This window comes from Pseudomonas sp. NPDC096950 (assembly GCF_044762525.1).
Lineage (GTDB): Bacteria > Pseudomonadota > Gammaproteobacteria > Pseudomonadales > Pseudomonadaceae > Aquipseudomonas.
The window spans coordinates 45,250-59,595 of sequence record NZ_JBIWEL010000037.1; the positions used below are offsets into that span (position 1 = coordinate 45,250).

The window sequence follows — 14,346 nt, forward strand, 5'->3', positions numbered from 1 at the left end:
GATGCGGCGCAACCTCGCTGAGGCGGTGCCGGCCATCACTTGGCCAAGCGGCATCAAACTGTGCCAGTACCGCCCTGAGCTTGCCGAAGACGTGCATCGGCTGATGGGGCTGGGTTATCGCGAAGGCGGCGGTCGTGTGCCGGCGCTGGATGTCTGGCAGCGGCGCTTTGAAACTGACCCTGAATACGATCCGAGCCTGTGTTTCATCGCCCTGGATGCCGAAGGCATTGTCGGCGTATGCCAATGCTGGACCAGCGCCTACATCAAGAACCTGGTGGTGCATCCCCGCGCCCAAGGCCTCGGACTCGGCCGCGCCTTGCTGCTAAATGCTTTCAAAGCGTTTCAGCAAAGACGCGAAGGGTTCGTCGATTTGAAGGTGCTGGAAAACAACCTTCGGGCACAGCGATTGTATGAAAGTGCCGGAATGCGGGTGGTTCGCCGGGAGCCGGTGCCGGCCTGAGATCGCCATCGCGAGCAAGCTCGCTCCCACAGGGGCCGCACTCCAATGTGGAAGCGGGCTTGCTCGCGAAGAGGCCCGCGCAAACAACACACAACCATCAGGCATACTCGCTCCCTGGCCAACACTAGCCCAAGGATGCCTTCCCCATGAAAGCCACCACCCTGCTCGTCCTCAGCCTCGCCGCCCTCGCCACCCAGGCCCACGCCTCCAGCCCCGACGCCTGGGCCGCCTACGACAAAGCCGTCCTCACCAGTTGCACCAAGGCCAGCGGCCTGAAGGATGCCAAACCCATCGGCACCGCCGCGCAATTTGACGACCGGGTCGGCTACACCGCCCTGCTGCTGCAAGGTCAATACCCGCAAAAACACATGAAGGGCCAGCAAGGTACCGAGCTTTGCCTCTACAACAAGAAGAGCAAAACCGCCTACGTCACTGAATGGGACTCCATCCGGCCCACCGCCAAAAAGCCGTGAGTGGCGCATAACTTGCTTCGACGCTGGTCTGTGCGGTGGCTTTCTGTCGCCCATCCATGCCCTCACATGCGACCGGTCGAACAATGAACACGACGTTTTCCTGCGTAGGTTGCGGCAAATGCTGCAACGACCACCACGTACCCCTGACCCTGACGGAAGCCCGCATGTGGGCGAACGATGGCGGTCAGGTGATCGTGCTGGTGGAAGGCTTCCTGGGCAACGGCCTGGGCTTGCCGCTCTTGCAACGGGAACACGCCGAGCGCCGGTCGGTGATGGTTCGTAGCGGCGCGACCGAGGCCTACGTGGCTATCACTTTCGCCGCCTACAACGTCGGGCCCTGCCGGAATCTTGACGAAGACAACCTCTGCCGCATCTACGAACGTCGGCCGCTGGTGTGCCGCATCTACCCGATGGAAATCAATCCGCACATTCCCCTGAACCCGGCGGTAAAAGAATGCCCGCCCGAATCGTGGGAACAAGGGCCGGACCTGATTGTGGGGGGCGAGCTGGTTGATCAGGAACTGGTCACGCTGATCCAGCGCTCGCGCCAGGCGGATCGTGATGAGGTTCAGACCAAGGATGCGATTTGCGGGTTGCTGGGGATTCGCACCACCGCGCTGAAGGGCGACGGTTTTACCGCTTATCTGCCGGAGATGAGCGCGTTTGCCTCGGTGATCGATCAGGTTGTGGCGCAGCCATTGGGTGCGCCGGGCGGTGAATGGCTGTTTCATGTCTCGGGCGAGGACATTGCCGGGCAAGTACTGGCGGCTGGGGCTGAAGTGGCGACTGAGGCGGCGCTGAACTACGCGTTTATTTCGTTGCGGGCGGCTTGATCCAAGGGATGCGTTGCCTGTGATGACCCCTTCGCGAACAAGCCCGCTCCCACATTAAATTGCGTTCCCCTGTGGGAGCGGGCTTGCTCGCGAAGAAGCCGGCACAGACAACGCAGATTCCGAATCAGCGAGCGGCGACCGCCAGGCATTCGACTTCTACCCGTGCATCCAGCACCAATGCCTTGGCGACGAACGACGTGCGTGCCGGTAATCGACCTGCCGGGAAGTAGCGTTGATACACCGTATTCATCGCACTGAAATCCTTGATATCCGCCAGGATGACCGTGCACTTGGCCACATGGGCCAGGGACGAGCCGCTGCGTTGCAAGGCACTGCGCAGGTTCTCCATGGTCTGGGTCATCTGCGGGACGATACCGCCCTTCACCAATTCGCCATCCGACCCCAGACCGAGCACACCGGACAGATAAATGGTCTCGCCAAACTGCACGGCATCAGAAAAAGGCAGGCCTTCGTCGTTAGGGAAATAGTGAGGCGAGTTGACGGCAACTGCTGGCAAATAGCGCTGGGTAATCAACGCGTACTGCCCGTTCTGCTTGAGTCGATCCAATGCCGCGTTCAGTTTGTAGCGCAGCGCAGTGTCGCTTTGCCGCACCCCCATGGCCACACCACTGCCGAGCATTGGATCGTCGATGATCGGGCCGGCGAAAGCGAAATCCCGACCATAGGGCTGCCCCAGCAGCGCATGGGTTATTTCAGTGGAGTCTTGCAAAGTTGCGTCAATTTCACCCGCCTGCAGGCTGGCAATCAATTGATCGTTGAGTTTGAAACTGCTCACCGTCACACCTTTCGCTGCCCACCGGGCCTTCGCGAATGCCTCGCGACTGGTGCCCGCGAGCACGCCGATGTGCTTGCCCTTGAGTGACTCCGCCGTCGGTTGCAGGCCCGAACCCTCACGCGCCACCAAGCGGCTGTTCAGCGGATACAGATTCTCGGTGAAATCGATCCGCTCGCGCCGCGCCGGGGTGGGGGTCATCGGCATGATCACGTCGAAACGCCCGGCTTCAAGGGCGTCGATATGGGTGGCGTAGTCCTGGTCAACCCAGACACAGCTGGCTTTGAGTTCGGCACACAATGCATTGCCCAGCTCAATGTTCAACCCGACCAGCTCTCCGTTCTCGTTACGGCTCTCGAACGGAGGAACCAGGGCTTCGACCCCGAAGCGGATCTGTTGATCGGCCAAAGACAAAGGCGCCCCGGTGGTCAGGGCCACCAGCGACAGAAAAGAGAGGATTTTTAGCAAGGGCATTTCGATGGCCTTCGTCGAGAATTCACGGACATGAATCTTCGACGAAGGCCCACCGATGTTCCCAGAGGACGAATCGCTCATCCTTGTGGGAACAATCTCTAAATCAGAAAGGCTTTTTTCTACGCGCTAACGATCAGCGCTTGCCCATCGAACGACGAGTCCCCGGTGGCGCTGCGCCAGGAGTCTTGGTGTGACCGTTCTTGGCGCCGTTCTTGTACCACGGCTGGCTGGCGTTCTTGGCCGCGGCCAGTTCGCCCGGTTTGAACGGAAACTTGAACGCCGGGATTGCGGCTTTGGTTTCGCTGTCTGCGCTGGAGTCGACGCTGTCTGGCAGGTCTGCCTGGTCGTCGCTCAAAGCGTCGGCGACCGGCGGTTGTGTCGGGGAAGTCATGAAAGCTCCGGGTGGTGCACAAAGAGTCGGGCCCGGTGGGTGGACCGCGAAAGGCGGCAGTATACCCGTGTCGGGGGCGGCAAGCTGCAAGCGGCGAGATTCGAGCGACAAGTAGCCGGTCTGTAAGTGTTGTGGTGACCGGACTGACGCCTTCGCGGGTAAGCCCGCTCCCACAGGTACTACACCGTCCCTGTGGGAGCGGGCTTGCCCGCGAAGAACGATAACGCGGTTTATCTGCACAACTGCTGATCCCAAACTGACAGCCCCGTCAGTTAGCAGTCACCTTGCTGACCGGGTAACAGGGCTATAAGGGGAGGTATAAAATCTGACCTTATTCCCGTCCCTCTAGCCCGGCGCCCCACTCGCATGCGAATTCAGAAAAAATCCGCGTTGATCGCAGCCCCTCTGATTGTCCTGGCAGCGCTGGGTCTGTGGTACGCCACCAAACCGGCCACGGCAAAACTCGCCGCCCCGACAGCCATTCCGGTGCGGGTGGTCGCGGTCAGCGCAAAAGATGTTCCGCGCTTTGTCAGCGGCATCGGTTCGGTGTTGTCCCTGCACAGCGTGGTAGTGCGTCCGCAAATCGACGGCATCCTCACCAAGTTGCTGGTCAAGGAAGGGCAACTGGTCAAGGCCGGGGATTTGCTCGCCACCATCGACGACCGCTCGATCCGCGCCAGCCTCGATCAGGCCCGCGCCCAACTCGGCGAAAGTCAGGCGCAGTTGCAAGTGGCGCTGGTCAACCTCAAGCGCTACAAACTGCTGAGCGTCGATGATGGCGTGTCCAAGCAGACCTACGATCAGCAACAAGCCCTGGTCAACCAACTCAAGGCCACCGCCCAAGGCAATCAGGCGTCCATCGACGCCGCCCAAGTACAGCTTTCCTACACCCAAATACGCTCCCCGGTTACCGGTCGCGTCGGGATTCGTACGGTGGACGAAGGCAACTTCCTGCGCATGACCGACGCCCAAGGCCTGTTCACGGTGACGCAGATCGACCCGATCGCCGTGGAATTTTCCCTGCCGCAGCAAATGCTGCCGACCCTGCAAGGCCTGATCGGCGACCCGCAGCGCGCCCAGGTCAAGGCCTACATCGGCGCCGACACCGACGGCGAAACCGGCAACCTGCTGGGCGAAGGTCACCTGACCCTGATCGACAACCAGATTAACGCCAACACCGGGACCATCCGCGCCAAGGCCGAATTCAACAACCCGAACCAGAAGCTCTGGCCAGGCCTGCTGGTGACGGTAAAGATTCAGACAGCGCTGGATAAAGATGCGCTGGTCGTACCGCCAACTGTCGTACAACGGGGCCTCGATCAACATTTCGTGTACCGGATCAACGGCGACAAGGTCGAAACCGTGCAAGTGCAGATGGTTTACCAAGGCAGCGGCCAGGACATCATCACCGGGGTCAAACCCGGCGACGTGCTGGTCAGCGATGGCCAGTCGCGACTCAAACCCGGTTCGACGGTGCAAGTACTGACGGAGCCGCCGCAAGTGGTGCAAGCGGAGCCTAAACAATGAGAGGCCCATCCGCGTGGTGCATCGACCACCCGGTCGCCACCATCCTGCTGACCTTTGCTCTGGTGTTGCTGGGTGTGATCGCCTTCCCGCGACTGCCCATCGCGCCGTTGCCGGAAGCGGAATTCCCGACCATTCAGGTGAACGCGCAACTGCCCGGCGCCAGCCCCGACACCATGGCCTCGTCGGTGGCCACGCCGCTGGAAGTGCAATTCAGCGCCATTCCCGGCATGACGCAGATGACCTCAAGCAGTGCCTTGGGCTCAAGCCTGCTGACCCTGCAATTCACCCTCGATAAAAGCATCGACACCGCTGCCCAGGAAGTCCAGGCCGCGATCAACACCGCCGCCGGCAAGTTGCCGAAGGACATGCCGACCCTGCCGACCTGGAAGAAGGTCAACCCGGCCGACAGCCCGGTGCTGATCCTCAGCGTCAGCTCGACGCAAATGCCCGGCACCGAACTCAGCGACCTGGTGGAAACCCTTCTTTCCCGTCAGATCAGTCAGATCGACGGTGTAGGCCAAATCAACATTACCGGTCAGCAACGTCCGGCGATCCGCGTCCAGGCCTCGGCCGACAAACTCGCCGCCATCGGCCTGACCCTGGCGGACATTCGCCTGGCGATCCAGCAGACCAGCCTCAACCTGGCCAAAGGTGCGTTGTATGGCGAGTCGAGCATTTCCACTCTGTCCACCAACGACCAGTTGTTCCACCCCGACGAATACAGCCAACTCATTGTTTCCTACAAGGACGGTGCACCAGTTCACCTGAAAGATGTGGCGAAAGTCGTCAACGGTTCGGAAGATGCCTACGTCCAGGCGTGGGCCGGCGATCAACCCGGTGTGAACCTGGTGATCTCCCGGCAACCGGGGGCGAACATCGTCGAGACGGTGGACCGCATCCAGGCCGCCCTGCCGGGCCTTGAAGCGATGTTGCCGGCCTCGGTCCAGGTCAAGGTGTTGATTGACCGCACCCAGACCATTCGCGCCTCCTTGCACGAAGTGGAAATCACCCTGCTGATCGCGATCATGTTGGTGGTGGCGGTGATGGCGCTGTTCCTGCGCCAGTGGTCGGCGACCATGATTGTGTCCGCGGTGCTCGGTGTATCGCTGACCGCCAGTTTCGCCCTGATGTACATCATGGGCTTCAGCCTGAATAACCTGACCCTGGTGGCCATCGTGGTGGCCGTGGGGTTTGTGGTGGACGATGCGATCGTGGTGGTGGAGAACATTCACCGCCATTTGGAGGCCGGCGACGGCATGCGCGAGGCGGCGATCAAAGGCGCCGGCGAGATCGGTTTCACCGTGGTCTCGATCAGTTTCTCGCTGGTCGCCGCGTTTATCCCGCTGCTGTTCATGGGCGGTGTGGTTGGGCGGCTGTTTAAAGAATTCGCCCTGACTGCCACCTCGACCATCATGATTTCGGTGGTGGTGTCCCTGACCCTCGCACCAACCCTGGCCGCGCTGTTCATGCGTGCGCCAGTGCATCACGCCCACAGCAAAAAGACCTTTGGTGATCGCTTGCTGGCCGGTTATGAAAAATACCTGCGTCGCGCCCTCGCCCATCAGAAAACCATGATCGGCGTGTTCTGCCTGTCGTTGTGCCTGGCCATCGCCGGTTACATCTTCATCCCCAAAGGCTTCTTCCCGGTTCAGGACACCGGTTTCGTCCTTGGCACCACCGAAGCGGCTGCGGATATTTCCTACGGCGACATGGTGAAAAAACACCTGGCGATGGCGGAAATTGTCGCGGCAGACCCGGCGGTTCAGGCGTTTTCCCACTCGGTCGGCGTGTCCGGCAGCAACCAGACCATCGCCAACGGCCGGTTCTGGATCGCCCTGAAAAAACGCGGCGACCGTGATGTCACGGCCAGCCAATTCATCGACCGGATTCGCCCGCAACTGATGAAAGTCCCTGGCATCGTGCTGTACCTGCGCGCCGGTCAGGACATCAACCTCAGTTCCGGCCCAAGCCGTGCGCAGTATCAATACGTACTCAAGAGCAACGACGGCCCGACGCTCAGCACCTGGACCCAGCGCCTGACGGAAAAGCTGCGGACCAACCCGGCGTTCCGCGACATTTCCAACGACTTGCAACTGGGCGGCAGCATTACCCACATCAGCATCGACCGCAGTGCCGCCGCGCGTTTCGGCCTGACCGCCAGCGATGTCGACGAAGCGCTGTACGACGCCTTCGGCCAGCGGCAGATCAACGAATTCCAGACCCAGATCAACCAGTACAACGTGATCCTGGAACTCGACACCAAGCAGCGCGGCAAGGCTGAAAGCCTGAATTATTTCTACCTGCGCTCGCCGTTGAGCGGTGAGATGGTGCCGCTGTCGGCCTTGGCGAAGTTCGACGCGCCGACCATTGGCCCACTGTCCATCGCCCACGACGGGATGTTCCCGGCGGCCAACCTGTCGTTCAACCTGGCGCCCGGCGTCGCGTTGGGTGATGCGGTGATTCTGCTCAACCAGGCCAAGGCCGAAATCGGCATGCCGGCGGCGATCAGCGGCAACTTCCAGGGCGCGGCCCAGGCGTTCCAGAGTTCGCTGGCCAGTCAGCCGTGGCTGATCCTCGCGGCGCTGGTGGCGGTGTACATCATTCTCGGCGTGCTCTATGAGAGCTTCGTGCATCCGCTGACCATCATCTCGACCCTGCCGTCGGCGGGGCTCGGTGCGGTGATCATGCTGTGGATCTGGGGCCAGGACTTTTCGATCATGGCGTTGATCGGCCTGGTGCTGCTGATCGGCATCGTGAAGAAAAACGGCATCCTGATGATCGACTTCGCCCTCGAAGCCCAGCGCAAGGGTGGCTTGCCGCCGGAAGAGGCGATTTTCCAAGCCTGTATCACGCGGTTCCGGCCGATCATCATGACTACCCTCGCCGCCCTGCTCGGCGCCTTGCCGCTGATGCTCGGCTACGGCACCGGCGCCGAACTGCGCCAGCCATTGGGTATTGCGGTGGTCGGCGGCTTGCTGGTGAGCCAGGCGCTGACGCTGTTTACCACTCCGGTCATATACTTGTGGCTTGAGCGGCTTTTCCATCGGCCCAAACCAGCGCCAGAGCCACTGCCGGCACTGGCGACTACAGACTGAGGCGGGGTCATGCGCGTTCTGATTATCGAAGATGAAGAAAAAACCGCGGATTATCTGCACCGCGGCCTGACGGAACAGGGTTACACCGTGGACTTGGCGCGGGACGGCGTCGAAGGCCTGCACCTGGCGCTGGAAAGCGACTACGCGGTGATCATCCTCGATGTCATGCTGCCGGGCCTCGACGGCTTCGGCGTACTGCGTGCGTTGCGCGCACGCAAGCAAACCCCGGTGATCATGCTCACCGCCCGCGAGCGCGTCGAAGACCGGATCAAAGGCCTGCGCGATGGCGCCGACGATTACCTCGGCAAACCGTTTTCCTTCCTGGAGCTGGTGGCACGCCTGCAAGCGCTGACCCGGCGCAGCGGCGGCCATGAACCGGTGCAAGTCAGCATCGCCGACCTGTGGATCGATTTGATCAGCCGCAAGGCCACCCGCGCTGGCACGCGCCTGGACCTGACCGCCAAAGAATTTTCGCTGCTCAGCGTATTGGCGCGGCGCCAGGGTGAAATCCTCTCCAAAACGGCGATTGCCGAGATGGTCTGGGACATAAACTTCGACAGCGACGCCAACGTCGTCGAAGTCGCGATCAAACGCTTGCGGGCCAAGCTCGACGGGCCGTTCGACGAGAAACTGCTGCACACCATTCGTGGCATGGGTTATGTGCTGGAGAGCCGCGGTGTCCAGTAATTCCATCGCCCTGCGCTTGAGCGGAATGTTCACGCTGGTGGCGCTGCTGGTGTTTCTGTTGATCGGCTGGGCCTTGTACCAGCAGGTCGACAAAGGTCTGGGCCTGTTGCCCGAAGCCGAACTGGATGCGCGTTACAGCGTGCTCGAATCCACCGTCGGCCGTTACGGCACGCCCGAGCATTGGGTGAAGATCAACAACAAGCTCAAATTGCTCGGCGAGGAAGACAAGCGCATCAGCTTCTGGATCATCAGCGGTAATCCGCAGTACGAGTACGGCAACATGACTCCGCAGATCCGCGCCTTCGCTGAAGGGCCGCTGGGCCGACGGGATTTGCTGCTGCCAGATCATGACTACCCGCTGAAAGTGTTGGTCAGCCAGTTCCCGGCCAAGGACCAGCGCCCGCCGCTGCGCTTCATGATCGGTATCGATACCGATACATTTTTGCAGACCCAGCATTCCTTATTGATCGCCCTGATCAGCCTGGCGATTATCGGTGTGCTGCTGGCCTCGGCCCTGGGTTACTGGGTGGCGCGAATCGGCCTCAAGCCGTTGATCAAGTTGTCCCAGGAAGCCCAGCGCCTGGCGCCGCCGCTGCGTTCGGGACGTTTGCGCCTGTCGCCGTTGCCGCCGGAACTGGATCAGTTTGTCAGCTCCTTTAACTCGACGCTGGAGCGGGTCGAGCAAGCCTATTCGCGGCTGGAGTCGTTCAACGCCGACGTCGCCCATGAACTGCGCTCGCCGCTGACCAACCTGATTGGCCAGACCCAAGTGGCGCTGACCCGTGGCCGTTCGGCGGAACATTATTTCGAAGTGCTGCAATCGAACCTTGAAGAGCTGGAACGACTGCGTTCGATCATCAATGACATGTTGTTCCTGGCCAGCGCCGACCAGGGCAGCAAAGCGACCAAACTGACCTCCACGTCCCTGGCCGATGAAGTGGCCACGACGCTCGAATATCTCGATTTCATTCTGGAAGATGCCCAGGTCCGGGTGCAGGTCAGCGGTGATGCGCAGGTGCGGATCGAGATTGCGCATCTGCGTCGGGCGTTGATCAATTTGCTCAGCAACGCAGTGCAGCACACCGAGCCTGGGCAGGTGATCGAGGTGCGGATTGAGGTTGAGGAGCATCAGGTGAGCATCGGCGTGGCCAATCCTGGGTCACCGATTGCCAGTGAGCATTTGCCACGGTTGTTCGAGCGGTTTTATCGGGTGGATGCGTCACGCAGCAACAGCGGGAATAACCATGGCCTCGGCTTGGCGATTGTGAAAGCGATTGCGTTGATGCATGGCGGCGATGTGTTTGTGCGCAGTGATCATGGGATGAATACGTTCGGCATCCATCTCCCCGTCTGACGCGGATCGACTCTGGATCCACCCCTCACCCTAACCCTCTCCCCAGAGGGTAGAGGGGACTGACCGAGTTGTTCTTAGAGCCACATCGACCTGAAATATCGAGTTGAACTCGAGTTCTGAAAAGCCCCCGATCGGCTCCCTTCCCCCTCTCCCCTATGGGGAGAGGGTTGGGGTGAGGGGTGGTTCTTCCAACCGATGCAAAACCCGACTATTGCCTCCCACGCAATAGTCCTTTCTGAAATCCGCTCTGTTTCCCAGCGTCCTTGAACCTTAACCTTGGCGCACCAAACAGCACTTGCCAAGCAAGAAGGTTTTAAAGATGTCCAACACTATGGGTATTGCCAGCGCTTTCGTTTTGTCCGCTTTGTTCCTGTCTCCGGTCGCCATGGCTGAAGAGTCGCCAGCCTTTGTCGCGCACAATGCCGCGCGAGCAAAAGCGTTCGAACAGGCCCAGGAAGAAATGACCGCCAAGGCGCACGATGCTGAGCAAACCCCTCAAGCGTCCACTTCTGCAGCCCGCCAACAGGTTGAGAAAGACAGCTGATCCACCCTATCGCTTCGTTTCCCTCGACACTTTTCATCGGCTCTTCCCTTTGAAAAGTTGTCTTCAAAGCCGCTGCTATCAGCGGCTTTTTTTATTGTGCAGAAAACACGTTCCACTTCGTCTCCCTTAACAAGAAGTAAAAAACGTCGATCCATGAACTGACGTTAATGACCCAAAAGGAGCTGTACCGCACGTGTCTTTTTCTCTGAAACTCAGCCCGTTGTTCATTGCAATCGCTGCAACGATGGCCGCCACTGCACAGGCCGCCGACGACACCAGCCGCGAAGGTTTTGTCGAAGGGTCGAGCCTCAACCTCAACGCCCGCAACTACTACATGAACCGCAACCGGCACCAACACACCGATGACAACATCGAATGGGGCCAGGGGTTTCTCGGCCAGTTCGAATCCGGTTTCACCCAAGGCACCGTCGGTTTCGGCATCGATGCCCACGCCATGCTCGGATTGAAACTCGACGGCGGTGGCGGCACTGACAATTCGAGCATTCTGCCGATCAGCGATGGCAACGGCAAAGCGCCGGGCTCGTTTTCCACTGGCGGTGGCACCCTGAAAATGCGCGCCTTCGATACCGAACTGAAGGCTGGCGACCTGTTTCTCACCAACCCGGTGATCGCCGGTGGCGAGAGCCGCATGCTGCCCCAGACCTTTCGTGGGGTCAGCCTGACCAACCACAGCTTCGACGGTTTCCTGATCGAGGGTGGCCAGGCCAGTTTCACCAAGCCTTACAACCAGAGCGGCCACACCCGGATCGGCACGTCCTACGGCAGCCTCGCCGACGGTGACGAGAGCCAGCACCTGAACTGGGCCGGCGTGGCCTGGAGCGGTTTGCCGGGCCTGACCAGCAGCCTCTACGCCGCCGAGCTCAAGGACATCTGGAACCAGTACTACTACGACCTGGATTACACCTATCAACTCAATGATCTGGTCAGCCTCAACCCCGGCCTGCACTTCTATCACACGCAAGACACCGGCGATGCGCTGCTGGGCAACATCGACAACAACACCTACAGCCTGCATTTCACCGTCGGCGTGGGCAATCACAGCGTTACCGCCGCGTATCAGCGGGTCAACGGCAACACGCCGTTCGACTACATCAGCCAGGGCGACAGCATTTACCTGGACAACTCCCAGCAATACTCGGACTTCAACGGCCCCAATGAGCGCTCGTGGAAACTCAAGTACGCCTACGATTTCGTCGGCCTCGGCCTGCCCGGCCTGACGTCGGCGGTTTCCTACTCCCGAGGTGAAACGGACCTGACCAAGGTCGATCCGGACAGCAAGGGCTACGCCTCGTGGTACAGCGCCGACGGCAAACACGCCAAGCACTGGGAACGGGATATTGATTTGAAATATGTGGTTCAGGGCGGCAAGGCCAAGGACCTGGCGCTGCGCCTGCAATGGGCGACCAACCGTGGCGGCAATGGCTACGGCGCGCTGGATCAGGACACCGATGAATACCGTGTGATTGTCGATTACCCGATCAACGTCTTCTAAAAACCGCAAAAATCAAAAGGCCAGCATGTTTTGCTGGCCTTTTTTTTGCCCGACATTTATATCTTTGCTCGTTAACACCGACTATCCATGACTGATTACTGCGATGAGCGCGCGTCCTTCGGGAAACGCCGTTTATGGAACTACGCTTATAAAGTCCCTTCAGCAGACATCAGAACCATGACCGCGAGCCGAACCCCCTACATTCCAGGCCGGACCGGACGTCCTGAACTCCTGCTGATCCTCGGCAGTTGCCTGACCGTCATCGCGATTCTCAGCATCGTGACCTTCCTGCTGATCCGCGAGCACGCCAACGCCCAACAGGCCGCGACCCGCAGCGCGACCACCATTGCCCAACTGATCGATGCCGACGTGCTGCGCACGGTCGAACTCTATGACCTGACGCTGCAAGGACTGATTGCCGCCTCGCAACGGGACGACTTGAAACAGATGCCGCCGCAGGTCCGCCACCTGGTGCTGTTTGATCGCTCGACCACGGCGCGCTTCAAGGGCGACATTCTGCTGCTGGACCAGCACGGCGAGGTATTGGCCGACTCATCGCTGATCGAGCCGAAACCGGGTAACTTCGCCGATCGTGATTACTTCACCGCGCATATCTTCAATCGCGACACCGGAATGTTCATCAGTCGCCCGTTCAAACCCCGCTGCGATTGCGAAGACAAGGACCAGTGGCGGATCAGCTTCAGCCGGCGTATCTCCTCGCCCACCGGGGAGTTTCTCGGGGTGGCGGTGGCGTCGATGCGCCTGGCGTATTTCGACGAGTTGTTCAACAGCCTGAACATCGGCAATGACAGCACGCTGAACATCATCAACAACGACGGCATCTTGCTCGCGCAAAAGCCCTACCTGCAAAGCGACTCGATCGGCAAAAGCTTCGCCAGCCGACCGAATGTCGTGCGCATCCTGCGCGAGGGCAGCGGCAGCTTCAACAGTGTGTCGAGCATCGATCACCAGCAGCGCCTGTATACCTTCTCCAGAGTGGGCAACCTGCCACTGACGGTGATTGTCGCCCTGTCCAGCGACGAAGTGTTCGCCACCTGGAAGCGCACGGCGGTGGTGATCAGCGGGGCGACCGGCGTGTTGTGCATTGGCCTGCTCTGGCTGGCCTGGTTGTTGAGTCGCGAACTGCGCCTGCGCCGCAACGCCGAGCAAGAACTGGCGCAACTCGCCGCTACCGATGCCTTGACCGGCATGGCCAACCGTCGAACCCTGGATCAGGTGCTGCGCCACGAATGGTTCCGCGCCCAACGCTCCGGCCTGCCATTGTCGGTGTTGATGATCGATGCCGACCACTTCAAGGCGTTCAATGACCGGCATGGGCATCAGGGCGGTGACGATGCTTTGCGTTCGTTGGCCAAGGTGATCAGCGCCAATGTGCGACGGCCCGGCGATTTGGTCGCGCGTTATGGCGGCGAGGAGTTTTCAGTGATCCTGCCGGAAACCGACAGCGCCGGCGCGCGGCAGATTGCCGAGGCCATCCGTGTCGCGGTAGAGCAATTGCCGTTGGTGGCGGGTGCGGAGTTGCCGATGACTGTCAGTATCGGGATTAGCACCTGGACCAGCGCGAGCGAGATCAGCCTGGAGCAATTGCTGTTTGCGGCGGACAAGGCGTTGTATCAGGCCAAGGAAGGGGGGCGGAATCGGGTGGTGGCGGCCGGCTGAGATTTGCGTTGCGGCGACTGACCCCTTCGCGAGCAAGCCCGCTCCCACATTTGGAATGTATTCCCCTGTGGCAGCGGGCTTGCTCGCGAAGAGGCCCGCACAGACAACGCATTAATTCTGCGGCATAAAAAAAGGCCACCCGAAGGCAGCCTTTAAAAACTAGAGAGGTTTTTTGCTTACACGGCCGCAACAGGACGCATGTAAGAGATCGGTGCAGTGCTGGCGTCTTCGAAAGTCACGACTTCCCAAGCATCTGTCTGCTCAATCAACTTGCGCAGCAGCTGGTTGTTCAATGCATGTCCGGACTTGAAGCCCTTGAACTCACCAATCAGGCTATTGCCCAGCAGGTAGAGGTCACCAATTGCATCGAGGATTTTGTGCTTCACGAATTCGTCTTCATAGCGAAGACCGTCTTCGTTCAGTACACCATCCGCGTCGACCACAATAGCGTTTTCAACGCTGCCGCCGAGTGCGAGGTTGTGCTTGCGCAGGTACTCGATGTCACTCATGAAACCAAAGGTA

General features: G+C 60.1%; 13 protein-coding genes. 10 read left to right on the plus strand and 3 right to left on the minus strand.

Going from position 1 to position 14,346, the window contains the following annotated elements; translation table 11 throughout:
* Position 1 precedes the first annotated feature (1 nt).
* The 3 genes from ACIQY3_RS32730 (at position 2) to ACIQY3_RS32740 (ending at position 1,766) form a co-directional block, all read left to right on the plus strand.
* Positions 2–460, plus strand: coding sequence for a GNAT family N-acetyltransferase (locus ACIQY3_RS32730; RefSeq protein ID WP_403028476.1), 459 nt, complete (start codon positions 2–4; stop codon positions 458–460).
* 146 nt (positions 461–606) lie between these two features.
* On the plus strand, positions 607–933 hold the full coding sequence (locus ACIQY3_RS32735) for a hypothetical protein (protein WP_403028478.1): 327 nt from the start codon (positions 607–609) through the stop codon (positions 931–933).
* Positions 934–1,016: 83 nt separating this feature from the next.
* Complete coding sequence (locus ACIQY3_RS32740) at positions 1,017–1,766, plus strand: YkgJ family cysteine cluster protein (RefSeq protein ID WP_403028481.1); 750 nt, start codon at positions 1,017–1,019, stop codon at positions 1,764–1,766.
* Between the two features lie 124 nt (positions 1,767–1,890).
* On the opposite strand, the gene ACIQY3_RS32745 is transcribed toward ACIQY3_RS32740, so the two are convergent.
* Positions 1,891–3,033, minus strand: a complete 1,143-nt coding sequence (locus ACIQY3_RS32745; RefSeq protein WP_403028484.1) for a transporter substrate-binding domain-containing protein — start codon at positions 3,031–3,033, stop codon at positions 1,891–1,893.
* Positions 3,034–3,166: 133 nt separating this feature from the next.
* On the minus strand, positions 3,167–3,424 hold the full coding sequence (locus ACIQY3_RS32750) for a hypothetical protein (RefSeq protein ID WP_007905458.1): 258 nt from the start codon (positions 3,422–3,424) through the stop codon (positions 3,167–3,169).
* Positions 3,425–3,790: 366 nt separating this feature from the next.
* Here ACIQY3_RS32750 and ACIQY3_RS32755 point away from each other — a divergent pair, with 366 nt between their 5' ends.
* From ACIQY3_RS32755 to ACIQY3_RS32785, 7 genes are all read left to right on the plus strand, one after another.
* Complete coding sequence (locus tag ACIQY3_RS32755) at positions 3,791–4,951, plus strand: efflux RND transporter periplasmic adaptor subunit (RefSeq protein WP_403028488.1); 1,161 nt, start codon at positions 3,791–3,793, stop codon at positions 4,949–4,951.
* A complete protein-coding gene (locus tag ACIQY3_RS32760) occupies positions 4,948–8,046 on the plus strand; it encodes a multidrug efflux RND transporter permease subunit (protein WP_403028491.1) in 3,099 nt (1,032 codons plus the stop codon). The genes ACIQY3_RS32755 and ACIQY3_RS32760 overlap by 4 nt, the downstream gene beginning before the upstream one ends.
* A 9-nt stretch (positions 8,047–8,055) precedes the next feature.
* Positions 8,056–8,733 (plus strand): heavy metal response regulator transcription factor, encoded by a 678-nt coding sequence (locus ACIQY3_RS32765; RefSeq protein ID WP_054045531.1) that lies wholly within the window; start codon positions 8,056–8,058, stop codon positions 8,731–8,733.
* Positions 8,723–10,087, plus strand: a complete 1,365-nt coding sequence (locus ACIQY3_RS32770) for a heavy metal sensor histidine kinase (protein ID WP_403028494.1) — start codon at positions 8,723–8,725, stop codon at positions 10,085–10,087. The genes ACIQY3_RS32765 and ACIQY3_RS32770 overlap by 11 nt, the downstream gene beginning before the upstream one ends.
* A 319-nt stretch (positions 10,088–10,406) precedes the next feature.
* Positions 10,407–10,631, plus strand: a complete 225-nt coding sequence (locus tag ACIQY3_RS32775) for a hypothetical protein (RefSeq protein WP_403028497.1) — start codon at positions 10,407–10,409, stop codon at positions 10,629–10,631.
* A 244-nt stretch (positions 10,632–10,875) separates the two neighbouring features.
* Positions 10,876–12,144 carry an OprD family porin gene (locus ACIQY3_RS32780; RefSeq protein WP_403028507.1) on the plus strand — a complete coding sequence of 423 codons (1,269 nt, stop codon included), beginning with the start codon at positions 10,876–10,878 and terminating at the stop codon, positions 12,142–12,144.
* Between the two features lie 177 nt (positions 12,145–12,321).
* Positions 12,322–13,824, plus strand: a complete 1,503-nt coding sequence (locus ACIQY3_RS32785; protein WP_403028499.1) for a sensor domain-containing diguanylate cyclase — start codon at positions 12,322–12,324, stop codon at positions 13,822–13,824.
* A gap of 176 nt (positions 13,825–14,000) precedes the next feature.
* Here the strand turns inward: ACIQY3_RS32785 and ACIQY3_RS32790 are convergent.
* Positions 14,001–14,346 (minus strand): UDP-3-O-acyl-N-acetylglucosamine deacetylase (locus ACIQY3_RS32790; protein WP_403028502.1); only part of this gene is annotated, 346 nt, incomplete at its 5' end.

Bases quoted from the DNA above. Each gene is read 5' to 3' on its own strand.
- ACIQY3_RS32780 (WP_403028507.1), top strand. From the start codon at position 10,876: ATGGCCGCCACTGCACAGGCCGCCGACGACACCAGCCGCGAAGGTTTT.
- ACIQY3_RS32740 (WP_403028481.1), top strand. From the start codon at position 1,017: ATGAACACGACGTTTTCCTGCGTAGGTTGCGGCAAATGCTGCAACGAC.
- ACIQY3_RS32750 (WP_007905458.1), bottom strand. From the start codon at position 3,424: ATGACTTCCCCGACACAACCGCCGGTCGCCGACGCTTTGAGCGACGAC.
- ACIQY3_RS32745 (WP_403028484.1), bottom strand. From the start codon at position 3,033: ATGCCCTTGCTAAAAATCCTCTCTTTTCTGTCGCTGGTGGCCCTGACC.
- ACIQY3_RS32735 (WP_403028478.1), top strand. From the start codon at position 607: ATGAAAGCCACCACCCTGCTCGTCCTCAGCCTCGCCGCCCTCGCCACC.
- ACIQY3_RS32760 (WP_403028491.1), top strand. From the start codon at position 4,948: ATGAGAGGCCCATCCGCGTGGTGCATCGACCACCCGGTCGCCACCATC.
- ACIQY3_RS32755 (WP_403028488.1), top strand. From the start codon at position 3,791: ATGCGAATTCAGAAAAAATCCGCGTTGATCGCAGCCCCTCTGATTGTC.
- ACIQY3_RS32785 (WP_403028499.1), top strand. From the start codon at position 12,322: ATGACCGCGAGCCGAACCCCCTACATTCCAGGCCGGACCGGACGTCCT.
- ACIQY3_RS32765 (WP_054045531.1), top strand. From the start codon at position 8,056: ATGCGCGTTCTGATTATCGAAGATGAAGAAAAAACCGCGGATTATCTG.
- ACIQY3_RS32730 (WP_403028476.1), top strand. From the start codon at position 2: ATGCGGCGCAACCTCGCTGAGGCGGTGCCGGCCATCACTTGGCCAAGC.
- ACIQY3_RS32775 (WP_403028497.1), top strand. From the start codon at position 10,407: ATGTCCAACACTATGGGTATTGCCAGCGCTTTCGTTTTGTCCGCTTTG.